14 protein-coding genes and 2 pseudogenes are annotated in these 17470 nt (G+C 72.3%); 8 read left to right on the forward strand and 8 right to left on the reverse strand.

The window, feature by feature from the left end:
• Positions 1-372: 372 nt before the first annotated feature.
• Entirely contained in the window at positions 373-2139 is a 1767-nt protein-coding gene (argS, locus tag ACWGKT_RS23195) for an arginine--tRNA ligase (protein ID WP_356157790.1), read from the reverse strand.
• 141 nt (positions 2140-2280) lie between these two features.
• Here argS and lysS point away from each other — a divergent pair.
• Positions 2281-3942, forward strand: a pseudogene (gene lysS / locus ACWGKT_RS23200) (lysine--tRNA ligase); the annotation flags it as partial.
• 130 nt (positions 3943-4072) lie between these two features.
• Here the strand turns inward: lysS and ACWGKT_RS23205 are convergent.
• From ACWGKT_RS23205 to ACWGKT_RS23215, 3 genes are all read right to left on the reverse strand, one after another.
• A complete protein-coding gene (locus tag ACWGKT_RS23205) occupies positions 4073-5356 on the reverse strand; it encodes a DUF2637 domain-containing protein (RefSeq protein ID WP_453275186.1) in 1284 nt (427 codons plus the stop codon).
• A gap of 153 nt (positions 5357-5509) precedes the next feature.
• A complete protein-coding gene (locus tag ACWGKT_RS23210) occupies positions 5510-6436 on the reverse strand; it encodes a DUF3558 domain-containing protein (protein ID WP_453275187.1) in 927 nt (308 codons plus the stop codon).
• Between the two features lie 118 nt (positions 6437-6554).
• On the reverse strand, positions 6555-7451 hold the full coding sequence (locus tag ACWGKT_RS23215; RefSeq protein ID WP_453275188.1) for a DUF3558 domain-containing protein: 897 nt from the start codon (positions 7449-7451) through the stop codon (positions 6555-6557).
• Between the two features lie 217 nt (positions 7452-7668).
• On the opposite strand from ACWGKT_RS23215, the gene ACWGKT_RS23220 reads away from it, so the two are divergent.
• Positions 7669-8862, forward strand: a complete 1194-nt coding sequence (locus tag ACWGKT_RS23220) for an RtcB family protein (RefSeq protein WP_453275189.1) — start codon at positions 7669-7671, stop codon at positions 8860-8862.
• A gap of 24 nt (positions 8863-8886) precedes the next feature.
• On the opposite strand, the gene ACWGKT_RS23225 is transcribed toward ACWGKT_RS23220, so the two are convergent.
• Positions 8887-12195 carry a BTAD domain-containing putative transcriptional regulator gene (locus ACWGKT_RS23225; protein WP_453275190.1) on the reverse strand — a complete coding sequence of 1103 codons (3309 nt, stop codon included), beginning with the start codon at positions 12193-12195 and terminating at the stop codon, positions 8887-8889.
• Between the two features lie 167 nt (positions 12196-12362).
• Here ACWGKT_RS23225 and ACWGKT_RS23230 point away from each other — a divergent pair, with 167 nt between their 5' ends.
• The 3 genes from ACWGKT_RS23230 to ACWGKT_RS23240 are packed head-to-tail and all read left to right on the forward strand — an operon-like array spanning position 12363 to position 14124.
• Positions 12363-13061 carry a hemerythrin domain-containing protein gene (locus ACWGKT_RS23230; protein ID WP_453275191.1) on the forward strand — a complete coding sequence of 233 codons (699 nt, stop codon included), beginning with the start codon at positions 12363-12365 and terminating at the stop codon, positions 13059-13061.
• A complete protein-coding gene (locus ACWGKT_RS23235) occupies positions 13058-14002 on the forward strand; it encodes a pyridoxamine 5'-phosphate oxidase family protein (protein ID WP_453275192.1) in 945 nt (314 codons plus the stop codon). Before ACWGKT_RS23230 ends, ACWGKT_RS23235 begins: the two co-directional genes overlap by 4 nt.
• The gene (locus ACWGKT_RS23240) at positions 13990-14124 is read left to right on the forward strand and encodes a hypothetical protein (RefSeq protein WP_453275193.1); all 135 of its coding nucleotides are present in this window, start codon (positions 13990-13992) and stop codon (positions 14122-14124) included. Before ACWGKT_RS23235 ends, ACWGKT_RS23240 begins: the two co-directional genes overlap by 13 nt.
• A 48-nt stretch (positions 14125-14172) precedes the next feature.
• Here the strand turns inward: ACWGKT_RS23240 and ACWGKT_RS23245 are convergent, their stop codons facing one another.
• The 3 genes from ACWGKT_RS23245 to ACWGKT_RS23255 form a co-directional block, all read right to left on the reverse strand.
• Positions 14173-14367, reverse strand: coding sequence for a hypothetical protein (locus ACWGKT_RS23245; RefSeq protein ID WP_453275194.1), 195 nt, complete (start codon positions 14365-14367; stop codon positions 14173-14175).
• A complete protein-coding gene (locus tag ACWGKT_RS23250; protein ID WP_453275195.1) occupies positions 14367-15143 on the reverse strand; it encodes an SDR family NAD(P)-dependent oxidoreductase in 777 nt (258 codons plus the stop codon). The genes ACWGKT_RS23245 and ACWGKT_RS23250 overlap by 1 nt, the downstream gene beginning before the upstream one ends.
• 61 nt (positions 15144-15204) lie before the next feature.
• A complete protein-coding gene (locus ACWGKT_RS23255; RefSeq protein ID WP_235455508.1) occupies positions 15205-15543 on the reverse strand; it encodes a YnfA family protein in 339 nt (112 codons plus the stop codon).
• 185 nt (positions 15544-15728) lie between these two features.
• Here ACWGKT_RS23255 and ACWGKT_RS23260 point away from each other — a divergent pair, with 185 nt between their 5' ends.
• The 3 genes and pseudogenes from ACWGKT_RS23260 to ACWGKT_RS23270 all read left to right on the forward strand — a co-directional run.
• On the forward strand, positions 15729-16172 hold the full coding sequence (locus tag ACWGKT_RS23260; RefSeq protein ID WP_356157758.1) for a hypothetical protein: 444 nt from the start codon (positions 15729-15731) through the stop codon (positions 16170-16172).
• Between the two features lie 71 nt (positions 16173-16243).
• Complete coding sequence (locus ACWGKT_RS23265; protein ID WP_453275196.1) at positions 16244-16723, forward strand: MarR family winged helix-turn-helix transcriptional regulator; 480 nt, start codon at positions 16244-16246, stop codon at positions 16721-16723.
• Between the two features lie 133 nt (positions 16724-16856).
• Positions 16857-17460, forward strand: a pseudogene (locus ACWGKT_RS23270) (zinc-binding dehydrogenase); the annotation flags it as partial.
• Positions 17461-17470: the final 10 nt, after the last annotated feature.

Consider the following 17470-nt stretch of genomic DNA (forward strand, 5'->3'; position numbering starts at 1 on the left):
GGCCGTTCGCCGCCGAGTCCATCCGGCGTGTCTGCACTCGGCTCGCGCGCCACCTCCCACCGGCCGTTCGCCGCCGGGTCCATCCGGCGTGTCTGCACTCGGCTCGCGCGCCACCTCCCACCGGCCGTTCGCCGCCAAGCCCACCCGGCGTGTCTCCACTCGGCCCGCGCGCCGCTCGCTCCAGCAGGCGCGGCCTGCTGCTCGTGGCCGCGCTCGCCGACAAGTGGGGGGTGGGGGAGCGGGGGCTCGGCAAGGCGGTGTGGTGCGAATTCGCGCGCCCGGCCGCAGGGGGCCGATGGCCCGGCCCGTGACGACAGCGGCCTCCGCCGGAGGAAGGTCCTCCGGCGGGGGCCGTCGCCGTACGTGCCGTGGTCAGAGACGCTCAGGCGTCCGAATGCCCAGCAGGGCCATGCCCCGGTGCAGGGTGCGGGCCGTCAGGTCGACCAGGAACAGGCGGTTCTCCATCTGCTGCGGGGTCTCGGCCTTCAGGACCGGGCACTGGTCGTAGAAGGTCGTGAGGAGCGTCGCCAGCTGGTAGAGGTACGCGGCCAGCTTGTGCGGCTCGTACGCCGACGCCACTTCCAGAACGGTCTCGGCGAACTGGTCCAGGTGCAGGCCCATCGCGCGCTCGGCGGGCGCCAGTTCCAGCTCCGGGTGGGCCGTCGGGCGGGCCTCGCCGGCCTTGCGCAGGATCGACTGGATGCGGGCGTACGCGTACTGGAGGTAGACGGACGTGTCGCCGTTCAGCGAGACCATCTGGTCCAGGTCGAACTTGTAGTCGCGCACGGCGGAGGTCGACAGGTCGGCGTACTTCACCGCGCCGATGCCGACGTACCGGCCGTTCTCGACGATCTCCCGCTCGGACAGGCCCACCTTCTCGGCCTTCTCCCGGACGACGGTCGTGGCGCGGTCGACCGCCTCGTCGAGGAGGTCCTGCAGCTTGACCGTCTCGCCCGCACGGGTCTTGAACGGCTTGCCGTCCTTGCCGAGGACCGTGCCGAAGGCGAGCTGCTGCGCCTTCACGTCGTCGTTCAGCCAGCCCGCGCGGCGGGCCGTCTCGAAGACCATCCGGAAGTGCAGGGCCTGCCGGGCGTCGACGACGTACAGGAGCGTGTTCGCCTTCAGGTTGAAGACGCGGTCGCGGATCGCCGAGAGGTCGGTGGCCGCGTAGCCGTAGCCGCCGTCCGACTTCTGCACGATCAGCGGGACCGGCTTGCCGTCCGGGCCCTTGACGTCCTCGAAGAAGACGCACAGGGCGCCCTCGGAGCGGACCGCGACGCCGGACTCCTCCAGGAGGCGGCAGGTCTCGGCCAGCATGTCGTTGTAGCCGGACTCGCCGACGATGTCGGGGTCGCGGACCTCCATGTCCAGCTTCTCGAAGACGGAGAAGAAGTAGATCTTCGACTCGTCCACGAACTTCTGCCACATGGCGAGGGTCTTCGGCTCACCGGCCTGCAGGTCGACCACCCGGCGGCGGGCCCGCGTCTTGAACTCCTCGTCGGAGTCGAAGAGCCCCCGCGCGGCCTTGTAGAGGCGGTCGAGGTTCGACATCGCCTCCTCGCCGGTCACCTCGGCGGCCTTGTGGTCCAGCTCGTGCGGGTGCTCGTCCAGGTACTGGATGAGCATGCCGAACTGGGTGCCCCAGTCGCCGATGTGGTGCCGGCGGACCACGCTCTCGCCGGTGAACTCCAGGATCTGGACCACCGCGTCGCCGATCACGGCGGAGCGCAGGTGACCGACGTGCATCTCCTTCGCCACGTTCGGCTGGGCGTAGTCGATCACCGTCGTGCCGGGCCGCTCCGCGAACGGGACGCCGAGGCGGTCCGCGTCCGCGTACCGCGCGGCCAGGTTCTCGGTGATCGCCCTGTCGCTGATGGTGATGTTGAGGAAGCCGGGGCCGGAGACCTCGATCTCCTTGATCACGTCACCCGCGACGACCTGGGAGACGACCTGGGTGGCCAGCTCCCGCGGGTTCGCCTTGGCCTTCTTGGCCAGCGCCAGGATCCCGTTGGCCTGGAAGTCGGCCCGGTCGCTTCGTCGCAGCAGCGGGTCCGCGGAGCCGGCGTCCGGCAGGGCCGCCGAGAGAGCCGTCGCGAGGTGCTGCTGGACTGAGTCGCTGAGGGACGTGACCGGGGCCATAGGAATGGGTGCCGTTCTCCTCGTGGGGATGGATAGACCCGGCCAGTATCCCATGGGAGGTAAAGCGGTTTTCCCGGTCGCGGGTCGGTCTGGGAGTATGGAGGTCCCACAAGAGTTCCAGGACAAGAGGACGTGCCGAACGTGGCTCAGAGCACCGAGACCACCGACTGGGTCTCCCGTTTCGCGGATGAGGTCATCGAGGAGTCGGAGCGTCGGGCCCCGGGCAAACCGGTCGTCGTCGCCTCCGGTCTGTCGCCCTCGGGCCCCATCCACCTGGGGAACCTGCGCGAGGTCATGACCCCCCACCTGGTCGCCGACGAGATCCGGCGGCGCGGGTACCAGGTGCGCCACCTCATCTCCTGGGACGACTACGACCGCTACCGCAAGGTGCCGGCCGGCATCGCGGGCATCGACGAGTCCTGGGCCGAGCACATCGGCAAGCCCCTGACCGCCGTGCCCGCCCCGAAGGGCTCCGCGTACCCGAACTGGGCCGAGCACTTCAAGGCCGCCATGGTCGAGTCGCTGGCCGAGATGGGCGTCGAGTTCGACGGGATCAGCCAGACGGACCAGTACACCTCCGGGGTGTACCGCGAGCAGATCCTGCACGCGATGAAGCACCGTGGCGACATCGACGCGATCCTCGCGCAGTACCGGACCAAGCCGAAGGCCGCGAAGAAGCAGCAGCAGAAGGCCGTCGACGAGGCCGAGCTGGAGGCCGAGGAGGGTTCGGGCGCGGCGAGCGAGGACGACGGCAGCTCCGGCTTGGGCGGGTACTTCCCGTACAAGCCGTACTGCGGCAACTGCGGCAAGGACCTCACCACCGTCACCTCGTACGACGACGACACCACCGAGCTGGCCTACACCTGCAACGAGTGCGGCTTCGCGGAGACCGTCCGGTTGAGCGAGTTCAACCGCGGCAAGCTGGTCTGGAAGGTCGACTGGCCGATGCGGTGGGCGTACGAGGGCGTGATCTTCGAGCCGTCCGGTGTCGACCACTCCTCGCCGGGGTCGTCGTTCCAGGTCGGCGGGCAGATCGTCGGGATCTTCGGCGGCAAGCAGCCCATCGGTCCCATGTACGCGTTCGTCGGCATCTCCGGCATGGCGAAGATGTCGTCCTCCCGGGGCGGCGTGCCGACCCCGGCGGACGCCCTGCAGATCATGGAGCCGCAGATCCTGCGCTGGCTGTACGCCCGGCGCCGGCCGAACCAGTCCTTCAAGATCGCCTTCGACCAGGAGATCCAGCGGCTGTACGACGAGTGGGACAAGCTCGCGGGCAAGGTCGCCGACGGCTCCGCGCTGCCGGCCGACGTCGCCGCGCACTCCCGCGCGGTGCGGACCGCCGCCGGTGAGTTGCCGGAGACGGCGCGCCCGATGGCGTACCGGACGCTGGCGTCGGTCGCCGACATCACCGCCGGGCACCAGGACCAGGCGCTGCGGATCCTCAGCGAGCTGGACCCGCACAACCCGCTCGGCTCGCTGGACGAGGCCCGGCCGCGGTACGACAAGGCCGAGGCCTGGATCAACACGCACGTCCCCGCCGACCAGCGGACCATCGTGCGCGACGAGCCCGACGCCGAGCTGCTGAAGTCCCTCGACGAGGCCTCCCAGCAGTCGGTGCGGCTGCTGCTCGACGGGCTGGCCGAGCACTGGTCCCTGGACGGGCTGACCCACCTCGTCTACGGCGTGCCCAAGGTCCAGGCCGGGTTCTCCGCCGACGCCACGCCCAAGGAGCTGCCGCCGGAGATCAAGACCGCCCAGCGGACGTTCTTCGCGCTGCTGTACCACCTGCTGGTGAGCCGGGACACCGGGCCGCGGCTGCCCACGCTGCTGCTGGCGGTCGGGCAGGACCGGGTGCGCAAGCTGCTCGGGGAGTAGGACGCAACGGAAAAGGGGCCCTCGCGAGAGGGCCCCTTTTCCTTGTGTCGTTTCCGACTCAGGCGATGTGGTCGGCTTCCAGTTCCGCGTTGAAGCGGTTGGTGAAGCGGTTGACCATGCGGTCGGCCTCGCGTGCCGGGAGCGCGATGCCGTACGTCGACTCCACGTCGTCCCGGAACTGGCCGGGAGTGGGGAAGCTGCCGTCTATCGACTGGCGGAAGACCTGGTAGTAGGCCTCCTCGTCGGGCTCCGGCGGGCCGCCGCCCTCGCCGAGTTCGCGGGTGCGGTTCGGGCCCACCGGGATGGGGAAGCTGCCGGTGTCCTCCGGGGAGGGCTCGGCGGCCTCGGGCTCCAGGAACCGCTGCTGCTGATCCTGGAACTCCTGGTACTGCTGCTGCTCCGCGAACCACGCCGCGTACTGCTGCTCGGGCACGTACGGGGGGTCGAAGGTGGGGTCGTAGTCGCCCTGGTAGTTGATCTGCTCAAGGGGGCCCTGGAACCACGGACTCTGGTCGTCCGGGGCCTGCGGGGCTTCCGGTTGCCCGGCGTTGGGGTTGCCGACCAGCTCGGGGCGCTGCTCGACGGGAGGAGCGCTCTGCTGCGGGACGGGCGCGGGGGTGGCCTGCGTCCGTGCCGGGGGTATCACCGCCGGCTCGATGCCCGCCGCGGCCAGGCCTGCCGGGGCCGTCTCGCCGAGCGGGACTCCGTAGCGGGCCAGGCGCAGCGGCATCAGGGACTCGACCGGGGCCTTGCGGCGCCAGGCGCGGCCGAAGCGGGCCTGGAGGCGGGCCTGGTAGACGAGACGTTCCTGCTCCAGCTTGATCACCTGCTCGTAGGAGCGCAGCTCCCACAGCTTCATCCGGCGCCACAGCAGGAAGGTCGGCACGGGGGAGAGCAGCCAGCGGGTGAGGCGGACGCCCTCCATGTGCTTGTCGGCGGTGATGTCGGCGATCCGGCCGATGGCGTGGCGGGCGGCCTCGACGGCGACCACGAACAGGATCGGGATCACCGCGTGCATGCCCACGCCCAGCGGGTCCGGCCAGGCGGCGGCGCCGTTGAAGGCGATCGTCGCCGCGGTCAGCACCCAGGCCGTCTGGCGCAGGAGCGGGAACGGGATGCGGATCCAGGTGAGCAGCAGGTCCAGGGCGAGCAGGACACAGATGCCCGCGTCGATGCCGATCGGGAAGACGTACGAGAAGTTCCCGAAGCCCTTTTGGATGGCCAGCTCGCGGACGGCCGCGTAGGAACCGGCGAAGCCGATACCGGCGATGATCACGGCGCCGGTCACGACCACGCCGATGAGGATGCGGTGCATCCGAGTCAGCTGCAGTGGCGCGGCCACGTACTCCCCTCCCCTTGCGTGTTGTTGCGCGCAACAGGGTGGCACATGAGTGCGGCGAACGTGTTGCCGGTGGTCCCGGAGCCCGGCTCGGCGGAAGGCCGGACTCCGTCAAATTGTGCGGATGAGCTGGGCGTTGTGTGCCAGGTGTGACGGTCAGCTCTTCTTCGACGCTGACTTGGACGGAGAGGCACTCGGGGCCTTGGAGGAGGAGCCGCCCGCCGACTTCGACGCCGACTTGGACGGCGAGGGCTTCGTCGTGCCCGAATCCGCTCCGGAGCCCGACCCACCGCTGTTCGCCGAGGTCACCGAGGCGACGACCTCCTTGGCCGCCTTCAGGGCCGCCTTCGACAGGGTGTCGGCGCTCGGCGTCTTGTCGCCGGCCAGGCCCGCGCCGTTGTAGTCGAGGGTGATGACGACGTTCTCGACGCGCGCCACGACCGTGTGCTGCTTGAAGGTGCCTTCCTTCTTCTTCAGGTCGTAGCGCACCGAGGTCGCCTCGTCACCCGTTCCGGAGACCGGCGCCGAGTTGGCGTTCTTCGCGCCGTCCACGGACCGGGCGTCCTGCACCTGCTTCTGGTAGTACGCCTGCGCCTGCTTCTCGGCGGAGCCGCGGCTGGTGTCGGAGTCGAAGCGGAGGAGGGAGACGTTGAGCCAGCGGAACTGGGAGCCCTTCACGCCGTTGTTGTCCAGGCTGTTCCAGGAGCAGCTGGCACGCGACGCCGTATCGTCCGTGGTGCCCTCCTTGCCCGACTTCGACCCCTTGGGTACGAGTTCGCCGAGGGTCTTGCCCGACAGCACCCCGCACACCTCCGGAAGCTTCCGGTAGGCGGCCGCCTGCACGGTCGGGGAGGCGCTCTTGGTGTTGTCGCCGCCGGTGGCGCTGCTGCTGGCGGACTGCTGGGCCTTGTCGCCGCCGTCGTCGCCGGAGTCGGAGGAGCAGCCGGCGGCGACGAGCATCACGGGGACGGCGGCGGCGCAGACAAGGATGCGGCGGAGGCCTCCCGCTCGCTGGTCACGCTCGTCACGCTGGGCACGGTGGTCGTCTCGCATGGCTGCTCGCTGCATGGTTCCTTCACTCATGACGCTCGGGTTTCCTGCGGTCGGATCGGGTCCGAGGGGCCACGGTACGCGGTGAGCGAGCTGTGCGGTTCCGGTTCACGGGCTTTGCGTACGGCCCCGGCGCGGGGCCGCGGCGCGGCTAACCGTTGAGGGAGTCGGCCAGTTGTGCGGCCAGATTTTGCGCCCTGTCCTGCATTTCCTTGCTGTCCGGGACCGTGCCGGTGGCGGTCGGCTGCTCCTCGTACTCGATGGTCACGATGACGTTGGACGTGCGGAACACCACAGTCACCGTCCGCTGTCCGGCCGCCGAGCCGGCGCCGTTCAGCTGGTCGTCGAGGAAGCCCTCGTCGCCGAGCCCGTCGAGGGTGCGGGGTTGGAGGTTGGCGGCGGAGGAGGCGGAGGGGGAGGACTGCGAGCCGGAGCCGGAGCCGGAGCCCGAGCCGGAGGCGGGCGGGGTACCGGACGGGGAGCCGGTCGGGGACACGGTCGACGTCGGCGAGGACGTCGGCGGCGAGGAGGGCGACGAGGGCGACTCGGTGGACGAGGAGCTCGGCTCGCTGCCGGCGGCCACCGTGGAGGCGGTGGGCTCGGGCAGGTCGGCCGCGGTCTCCCGGGTGGCGTAGAGCTGCTCGGCCTGGCTGTCGTCGCTGACCGCGGTGTCGTACGAGACGACCCGCTCGAAGTCGACGAGCAGGTGGTGGGTCGCGGTGGCGGACTCGACCTTCCAGCGGCAGCCGACCTTGCGGTCGGTGTCGTACGTCAGCGTCGCCTCGCCCTCGTACGCCTTGTCCCGCTGATCCGCGTCGGCGATCTGCGCGATGCCGGGCAGCAGGGAGTCGAGGGTGTCGTGGTCGACCGCGCTGCAGGCTTCGGGCAGGACGCGGTACTTGCCGGGCTCGGCGACCGCGGAGGCCGTGGTGCCGGTGCCCGGGTTCGCGTTGTCCGTCGTGTCCTTGTCCGCCGAGCCGCTGGTGCAGCCGGCCAGCAGGGCCGCGAGGAGCGCTGCGGTGCCGGGTACGTAGGCCTTCCGCTGCACGGTCAGGCTCCTCTCGACGGTGTCCGCGCGACGAAAGCCGCGGTCGGTGATCCAGTGTCCCCGCTGGTTAATCGCTTGCCGCGGCGGGGCGCCCCCAGACAACAATGTGTATCGCACGCACCACCGTGGACGCCGGTCCGTTGTCCCTTTCGTTGACCTTGGCTCCGGTTTTTGCGTTTCAAGGCTTCTGTTTGGTTACCGGGGGAAAGAGGACGATATGTCGTACGTGGAAATGCCGGGCGCGAAGGTTCCGATCCGTATGTGGACCGATCCCGCGACCGTGGAGGACGTGGCGCTGCAGCAGCTCCGCAACGTCGCCACCCTGCCCTGGATCAAGGGCCTGGCGGTCATGCCGGACGTCCACTTCGGAAAGGGTGCGACGGTCGGCTCGGTCATCGCGATGCGGGGCGCGGTATGCCCGGCGGCGGTCGGCGTCGACATCGGCTGCGGCATGTCGGCGGTGCGGACGTCACTGACCGTCAACGACCTCCCCGGTGATCTCTCCCGGCTCCGGTCGAAGATCGAGCAGGCCATTCCGGTGGGGCGGGGGATGCATGACGACGCCGTGGACCCGGGACGGCTGCACGGTCTGCCGACCGCCGGCTGGGACGGGTTCTGGGGACGCTTCGACGGGGTCGCCGAGGCCGTGAAGTTCCGCGAGGAGCGGGCGACGAAGCAGATGGGCACGCTCGGCTCGGGCAACCACTTCATAGAGGTGTGCACGGACGAGGACGGCGCCGTCTGGCTGATGCTCCACTCCGGATCCCGGAACATCGGCAAGGAACTGGCCGAGCACCACATCGGCGTGGCCCAGAAGCTCCCGCACAACCAGGGACTGATCGACCGCGACCTCGCGGTGTTCGTCGCGGACACCCCGCAGATGGCGGCCTACCGCAACGACCTGTTCTGGGCGCAGGAGTACGCCAAGTACAACCGCACGATCATGATGGCGCTCCTGAAGGACGTGATCCGCAAGGAGTTCAAGAAGGCGAAGCCGACCTTCGAGGCGGAGATCTCCTGCCACCACAACTACGTGGCGGAGGAGCGGTACGAGGGCATGGACCTGCTCGTCACCCGCAAGGGCGCGATCCGCGCGGGCTCCGGCGAGTACGGGATCATCCCCGGCTCCATGGGCACCGGCTCGTACATCGTGAAGGGCCTCGGGAACGAGCAGTCGTTCAACTCGGCCTCGCACGGCGCCGGCCGGCGCATGAGCCGCAACGCGGCCAAGCGCCGCTTCTCGACGAAGGACCTGGAGGAGCAGACGCGGGGCGTGGAGTGCCGCAAGGACTCCGGCGTCGTCGACGAGATCCCGGGCGCCTACAAGCCGATCGAGCAGGTCATCGACCAGCAGCGGGACCTGGTCGAGGTCGTGGCGAAGCTGAAGCAGGTCGTCTGCGTGAAGGGCTGACGCGGCCGGGCCGGCCGGGCCGGGCTAACCGAGCCGGGCCGCGGCCCGGCGTGCCGCGGTGGCGTGGTGGGCCGAGTCCCAGGCGCGGGCGACGCGCTCGGCCAGGGCGTAGGCCTCGGCCGCGCACTGCCGTTCACCGGTGAACCGGTACAGGTCGCCGAGCGGGTGGGCGAGCGGACGCGTGGCGTACGCCCCGCCCGCCGCGCCGGCGAACTGCTCCCGCAGGGGCAGCAGTTGCCGGATCAGCTCGGCCGCGGTGTCCCGGTCCCCCAGCCGGACCGCGAGCTCGCTGCGGTAGTCCAGCTCCACGCCGTAGAGGTGGTCCGTCACCGGACGCGGCGGGAAGGACACGGCCCGGGCCTCGTCCAGCCGGCCCAGGCGGGCCAGGACCAGGGCGTGCGCGACGGCGACGGGGGCGCCGACGGCCGCGTGCACCTGGCGGACGACCGGCTCGATGTCGGCCTCCCGCCCCTGCGTGAGCCGGATGGTCCACAGGCCCAGCGTGCGCGGGCCCGTGGCGTGGTGCGCCCCGACCCGCTGGAACAGGTCGTCCGCCTCGGCGTACCGGGCCTCCGCCTCGTCGAAACGGCCGGCGGTCGCGGCCAGCATGGCCAGCGTGGTGGCGTTGATGGCCCGCGCCCAGCGCATCCGGTAGCGCTGCGCCAGTTCCAGGCCCGCGGCGGTGTGCCGGCGTACCGCGTCCGGGTCGTTGCGGGTCGCGGCGGTCAGTCCGTCGAGGTGCTCGCACACCCAGTGGTAGGCGGGAAGGTCGTGCGTCCGGGCGAGGCCGCGCAGTTCGTCGACGAGCGGCGTGCGGTCGGCGCCCTGCAGTTCGTGCGGCAGCAGCCGGGCCGACGTCATCAGCGCCGAGGCCAGCAGCCGCGGTTCGCCGTCGGCCCGCGCCAGCGCCAGCTGGGCCCGCGCCGCCGTGGCCGCCCGCGGCGCGTCCTCGCCCGCCACCGCGTCCGCCAGGACCTGGAGCACCCGGGCACGGGTCGGACCGTCCAGCGTGTCGTCGTGGGCGAGCCGCTCCAGGCGGGCCAGCGCGGTCCGGTCCCAGAAGCCCTCCAGCCGGCTGCGCCAGGGCGAGGGCTCGGTCCAGGCGCCGTAGACCGCCGCGGCCAGGTCGTCCCGGCCCGCCCGCACCGCCAGGTCGACCGCCTGCTGCCGGGTGTGCCGGGCGGCGTCCGTGGCACCGGCCCGCACCTGCGCGCCGAGCAGCCGCACCAGCAGCGCGACCGTGTCGTCCGGGTGGGCGTCGGTGTCGGCGGTGGCCGCGGCCTGCGCGTCCAGGGCCTGCTGGATCAGCCCGACGGCCACGTCGTGGGCGTAACGCCGCTCGGCCACCTCGGCGGCGCGCAGCGCGTAGTCGACGGCCAGGGGAGCGTTCGCCGTCCTGCCCGAGCGGGCGAAGTGGTGGGCCAGTCCGGCCAGGTCGTCCGGGCGGTGCCGACGCAGTTCCCGGGCGATGCGGTCGTGCAGGCGGGAGCGGCGTATGCCCGACAGGTCGGTGTACACGGTGTCGCGGACCAGCGCGTGCACGAACCGGACGCGTCCGGGCCCGGGCTCGGTCAGCAGATCCGCGGCCACGGCGGCGTCGAGCCCCGCCAGTACGGTCTCCTCGTCCGCGTCGGCCGCGTCCGCCAGCAGCGCCACGTCGGACTCCAGCCCCGCGACGGCCGCGAGCCGCAGGGCCGTACGCGCGTCGGCGGACAGCAGCGCCAGCCGTCTGCGCAGCACGTCCCGCACCCCCTGGGGTACCTCGGACACGGCCACCAGCGCGCCCTCGCCGGCCAGCAGACGGGCGCTCTCCCACACGTAGAACGGATTGCCGCCGGTGCGTTCGGCGAGCGCCGCCACCGTGGTCGCGTCCACGGGTTCGCCGCAGACGGCGTCGACCACGGTGGCGACGTCGCCCGGTGACAGGCCGGCGAGCGCGATGCGGTGCGGCAGCCGGGGAGCGAGGTGGGCGAGGGTCTTGGCCAGTTGCTCGCCCCCCTCGGCCGGGCGGTAGCTGGCTACGGTGAGGAGGGCCACGCCGGTGACCGCGGTCGCCGCTTCGAGCAGGGCGAGGGTCTGGCCGTCGGCGCGGTGCAGGTCCTCGACCAGCACGGCGAGCGGCCGCGCGCCGGCCGCGTCCCGGAGCCAGGCGGTGAAGGCGCGGTGCATACGGAAGAGTCCCGCGGTCGCCTCGTCGCGGGTCGTGGCGGCCGTTCCGTCCGGTTCGTACAGCAGGGCCGCCAGTTCCCCGTACTGCGCCGGGGGCACGGTCCGGGCCAGCGCGCCGAGCGCCTCCACCCAGGCCCAGGCCGGCGGTGCGCCCTCGTACTCCGGGCAGCGGCCGATCACCACCGTCCAGCCCTCCCTGCGCAGACGGTCGGCGAGCCGGGCGAGCAGGGCGGACTTGCCCGCGCCCGCCTCTCCGGTGACCAGCACCGTGCCGCCCGCGCGCCGGGCGGCCCGCGCGGCGGTGTCCAGGGCCCGCAATTCCGCGCTCCTGCCGACGAAGAGCTCGTGTCCGCCGCCGGGCAGACCGGCCGGGGCAGCGCCGGCCGAAGGCGGTTCCGGTACGGCTGCGCGCAGCACGTCCAACCGCTGGGCGAGTACGGCCTGTTCCAGGTCCGCCAGGGCCGGGGAGGGATCGCAGCCGAGTTCGTCGCGCAGTACGGACTTCGCTCCGCGCAGCGCGCCGAGGGCGTCGCCGCGCCGGCCGCCGGCCCAGTGGGCGAGCGTCAGCAGCCGCCAGCCCTCCTCCCGCAACGGGCTCTCCCGCACCATCTCCTCGGCCGCCGCGGCGGCCTCGGCCAGGTGCCCGGTGCGCAGATCGGCCGCGACGGCGAGTTCACGGGCCTCGGCGCGCAGCGCGCCCAGCCGGGCCACCTCGGGCCCCGCCCAGGTCTCGTCCGCGTGCTCCAGGAAGGCGGGCCCCCGCCACCAGCGCAGCGCCTCGGCCAGCAACTCGCGGGCTTGCGCGGCCGGGGCGCGCCGGGCGCGGCCCACCCGGGCCTCGAAACGCCAGGCGTCCACCGCCTCTTCGGGCAGCCGCAGGGCGTATCCCGGGGGCGAGGAGACCAGGACCGAGGCGGGTGTGCGGGGCAGCCGCTCGGGTTCGAGCAGGCGGCGCAGGTTCGACACGTACGCGTGCAGGGACACGGTCGCCTTGGCCGGGGGCGCCCCGCGCCACAGGTCGTCCGCCACGCGGTCGACGGACACCACCGCGCCGCGGGCCGCGATCAGAAGCGCGAGGAGCGCCCGCTGCCGCGGGGCTCCCAGTCCCACCGGTTCCCCCGCGACGTCGGCACCCAAAGGACCCAGGACTCTGATACGCAGCACGTCGCCGGAATCTAGCCGAGGGCTGTACGCATCCCGTCAATGAGGGGTAAACGCCCTGGCCAGGAAGGCATCGGGCACGACGCCGAGCGGGACGCCAAGTCGTCGCCAAGTGGGCGGCGGCAGCGTGGGCATCCGTTGTCCGAAACCGATCGTTGGAGCACACCCGCGTGTCCCTCAGCAGTGCACCGTCCAGCCTCCCCGCCGACGGGCGTCCCTACACCCACGAGATGGTCGTGGTCCACCGCGTCTTCCGCCGCGAGTCGGCGCTGCTGCCCCGGCTGGTGCGAGCCGTACCGGACGGCGCGTCGGCACGGGCCGCGGAGGTCTCGGCCTATCTGACCGACTACGTGACGGGTCTGCACCACCACCACACCCTTGAGGACGAGCTGATCTGGCCGCTCGTGCGCGCTCGGGCCGCGAACGAGGAACTGGTCGTCCGGATGGCGGAGCAGCACGAACGCATCGACGCCACCCTGGCTGCGGTCGCGCAGTGGGCACCCCAGTGGCAGGGGTCGGCCGACAGCGTCGCCGGGCAGGAGCTCGCCCTGGCGCTGGAGGAGCACCGGCTCGTGCTGCTCGACCACCTCGACGACGAGGAGCGGCTCGTCCTTCCGCTGGTCGAGGAGCACCTGACCGTCGACGAGTGGGACGAGGTCGGCCGCCGCGGGCTGGAGACCCTCCCGAAGAACAAGGTCATGCTCGCCATCGGCGCGATCCTGGAGGACGCCACCGAGGAGGAGCGGGCCTACTTCCTCGGCCGGGCGTCGCTGCTGGGACGCCTGATGTGGCGGCTGGTGGGCCGGCGGCAGTACGCCTCCTTCTGCCGCGGTATGCGGGCCCCGCTGACCGGGGAGGCGGGACGGTGACCGTCCTCGACTCCGCCCCGCTCGACGTCCTCGACGCCTACCGCACCTGCGAGTTCGCCACGCTGGGCCGGGACGGGACGCCGCTGGCCTGGCCGACGGCGGTGCGACGGCACGAGGACGGCACGCTCCGGCTGACCACGTCCCTGGCGTTCGCGCAGAAGGCGCTGAACGTGCGCCGGGACGGACGCGTCGCCCTGCTCTTCTCCGACCCCACCGGCAGCGGCCTCGGCGACGCCCCGCAGATCTTCGTCGGCGGCCGGGCCGAGTGTCCCGACGACATCAGGACGGGCCCCGAAGACCTTGAGGACTACTGGCGGGTGCTCTTCGAGCGGCAGCCGCACAGCCGGTCGTATCTCTCGTGGCCCATGCGGCGGTTGATGGACTGGTACTACCTGCGGCTCGTCATCACCGTGGCTCCGGAACAGGTGATCGTGCGGCCCGCCTCGGTGCCGCCCCTGCCGCAGGCGTCCGCCGTCGCGGGCGGCGCACCGCTGCCCGGGGCCGCGCAGCTGGCCGGTTACTCCACCGCGGTCCTCGGCGTCCGCGACGCGTCCGGAGCGCCCGTCCTGGCCCGGACCCGGACGGCACCGGCGGCCGGCGGCTTCGCGGTGCTCCCGCCCGACGACTGCGCCGTGGCCCCCGGCCCGGCCTCGCTGCTGGTGCACCGGCACGACGAGCGGCTCAACCACATGCGGAACGCGCTGGTCCGCGGTGAGCTGTGCCGGACCGACGAGGGCTGGCTGCTGGTCCCCGGCAAGGTGCTGGAGCCGATGGGCTCGGGACGGCCGAGCGACGCGCCGCGGGTCCTGCGCAGCACCCAGCGGGCCACGGACCGGTATCTGCAACGCCGGGGTCTGCCCCGGCCCCAGGTGCGCTGGGACCGATTCCGCGAGGTCGCGGCGTCCGCTCCCCGGCCCGGCCGGTCGCGATGGGCGTCCTGATCACCCTCGTGGTCGTCGCGGTCGCGGGCGTGGTGGGACGGCTCGTCCGCCGGTCCCCGTCCGCGCGGCCCGAACCGGTGCCGGTGCCGGTGCGGCACGTGATGCGTTCCCCGCACCACTGACAGCCGTCCCGCCGACCAGGCGTCCCCCGCGGTCGGCGGGACGGCGCGCTACTTCGCGTGCCGCACCGCGTAGATCATGACGAACGCGATGAAGTGGATGCCGAAGAGGAAGTAGGCCAGGAAGTACCAGACCTGGCGTTCGTTCTTGGTCTCCCGCTCCAGGCGGCGCTTCTCGGCGGAGGCGCTGTCCGCGGAAACCTCGGGGACTTCGGGGACTTCGGGGACCTCGGGGACCTCGGGCATCACAGTTCCCGGTGGACCTTGGTGTTGGAGGCCTGGGCGCGCGGGCGCAGGACCAGGAGGTCCACGTTGACGTGGCTGGGGCGGGTGACGGCCCAGGCGATCGTCTCGGCCACGTCGCCGGCGGTGAGGGGCTCGGCCACGCCCTGGTAGACCTTCTCCGCCTTGTCCGTGTCGCCGCCGAAGCGGGTCAGGGCGAACTCCTCGGTCTTGACCATGCCGGGGGCGATCTCGATGACCCGGACCGGCTTGCCGACGATCTCCAGGCGCAGGGTCTCGGCGAGGACGTGGGCGCCGTGCTTGGCGGCGACATAGCCACCGCCGCCCTCGTACGTGCCGTGGCCCGCGGTGGAGGACACCACGACGACCGTGCCGTCGCCGCTCGCCTCCAGCTTGGGGAGCAGGGCCTGGGTGAGGTTCAGGGTGCCGATGACGTTGGTCTCGTACATCGTGCGCCAGTCCGCCGGGTCCCCGGTGGCCACCGGGTCGGCGCCGAGCGCGCCGCCCGCGTTGTTGACCAGGACGCCGACGGTCTTGAAGGCCGTCGCGAACTCGTCGACCGCCGCCCGGTCGGTGACGTCGAGCTGGTACGCCGTGGCCGCGTGCCCCGCCGCCACGATCTCCTCCGCCAGCGCCTCGATGCGGTCCTTGCGGCGGGCGGTGAGGACGACCCGGTAGCCGGCCCCGGCGAGCTCGCGTGCCGTGGCGGCGCCGATGCCGCTGCTCGCACCCGTGACGACGGCGATGCGGGTGGCGGCGGACGGTGCTGCGGGGGCCATGGGCTGCTCCTCGGGTCCTCGGACGTGCGTACGTTCGTTTCCCGACCAGGGTAGGCCGCCGTCAGCTCCCGCTCCTCGGCGCCCACATGATCACGGCCATGCCGGCGAGGCAGATCAGCGCGCCGGCGAGGTCCCAGCGGTCGGGCCGGTAGCCGTCGGCGACCACGCCCCACAGGATCGAACCGGCGACGAAGATCCCGCCGTACGCGGCGAGGATGCGTCCGAAATGGGCGTCCGGCTGGAAGGTGGCGACGAAGCCGTACGCGCCGAGCGCCAGCACCCCGCCCGCCACCCACAGCCAGCCGCGGTGCTCGCGCACGCCTTGCCAGACCAGCCAGGCGCCGCCGATCTCGAAGAAAGCGGCGACGACGAAGAGGGCGGCGGAGCGGAGGATCGGCATGCCCGCCAGCCTCGCACGCGCGTCACCTGATGGATGGCGCCTGTCCGCTGCCGCACGGGGGATAGATGTGTTTGTCATACCGGTATCCGAACTGGCAAGACGTACACGATGTACATGACATACACGACGAAAACAACGTACAACGCGGAGTGGTGAGCATGCGGACGACGACGAAGGTACTTGCAATGGGAGGTGTCGTACTCGCCGCGGTCACGGTCGCCGGGCCCGCACGGGCGGGCGGGGTGCCGGAGGCCGACCTGGCGTTTCACGGCTCGGCGGTGATGGAGGGGGACCGGGTCGAGGTCCAGCTGACCCCGAGCAACCACGGGCCGTCCGCCGTCCCGGAGGCCGACGTGCGGCTGCGCTGGTCGGTTCCGCTCGCCGACCGGCAGATCCTGCCGGTCGGCTGCGTCCGCACGGGTGAGCGGGAGGTGGTGTGCGGCACGGGCCCGCTGCCCGCGGACGGGCCCGGACAGCGGATCGACCTCGGGCTGATGCTGCGGGACCGGCCGCAGGAGGTCAGGCTGGAGATCGCCACGGTGTGGAGCGGCGGCATGGTGGACCGCGACCGGACGAACGACCAGGTGCGGGTGCTGGTGCTCGACACCGGGGACGCGTACTCGTTCTGAGCGGGACGGACGAGCTGCGCGGCGTACGATCGATACGATCTCTGCGCGGCGCAGACGAAGGGGAGTGCGGCATGTCCGGGAACGGGACCGAGCGGGCGAGGCTGCTGGCCGAGCTGTCCACCGTCTCCCGCCGCTACATGGCGTCGTACGCCCTGTTCAACCAGGCCGTCGCCGACCGGCTCGGCCTGCACCCCACCGATCTGCAGTGCCTGAACCTGCTCACGCTGGAGAGCGGCCCGGTGACGACGGGCCGGGTCGCGGAGCTGACGGGGCTGACGACCGGGTCGGCGACCCGGCTGGTGGACCGGCTGGAGAAGACGGGGTACGTCGTCCGGGAGCGGGACGCGGCCGACCGGCGCCGGGTGCTCGTGGCGACCGTGCCGGAGAAGATCGCCGAGTTCGGACGGACGTGGGACCGGCTGGGCGGCGACTGGACGGCACTCTTCGACGACCTGAACGACACCGAACTCGCCGTGATCGTCGGCCACATGCGGCGAACGGTGGAATTCAGCGGAGAACAGGTCACCCGCCTGCGCGAGGGCCGCGAGTAGCACCCACGCGGGTCCTTTCTGCGCCTTCGACCAGCGCCGGGCTACCTCCTGCTCCGGCGGGCGCCGGGCTGCTCACCGACTGGCGCCGGTCTGCTCCCGGGCTTCGGCTGACGCCCGGTTGTCCTCCGACTCCACGCACGCCGAGTACGTCGTCGTCGACACGGACGCGGTCGCCGAGGCGCCGACGACGGCGGACGCCGCGCACGCGGCCACGCTGCCGCTGAACGCGCTGACCGCCGCGCAGGCCCTGGACCTGCTGGAGCTCTCGGCCGGGCAGTCGCTGCTGGTGACGGGCGCGGCCGGTGCGGTCGGCGGGTTCGCCGTGCAGCTCGCCGCGCACCGCGGGATCGCGGTGACCGCGGTCGCCCGCGCGCGGGACGAGGAGCTCGTACGGTCCCTGGGGGCGGCGCGCTTCACCACCGCCGAGCGGCGCCGGGCGAGGCCGACGCCGTCCTGGACGCGGCGCTCCTCGGCGAGCGGCCCTGGAGCGGGTGCGGGACGGCGGTGCCTACGTGGGTGTACATCCGGGGGCCCACCCGGCGTCCGTGCGGGGCGTGCGGACCGCGGCGGTCGAGGTGGACGCCGACGGGGCGCGGCTGGCCGAGCTGTCGCGGCTGGTGGACGAGGGCGTGCTGACCCTGCGGGTGGCCGAGACCTACGGCCTGGACGAGGTGGTCAAAGCGCACGCGCGGCTGGCCGAGGGCGGGGTGCGCGGGCGGCTGGTCCTCGTCCCGTAGCGATTGTCTA

It is taken from the genome of Streptomyces sp. NPDC054794, assembly GCF_053611585.1.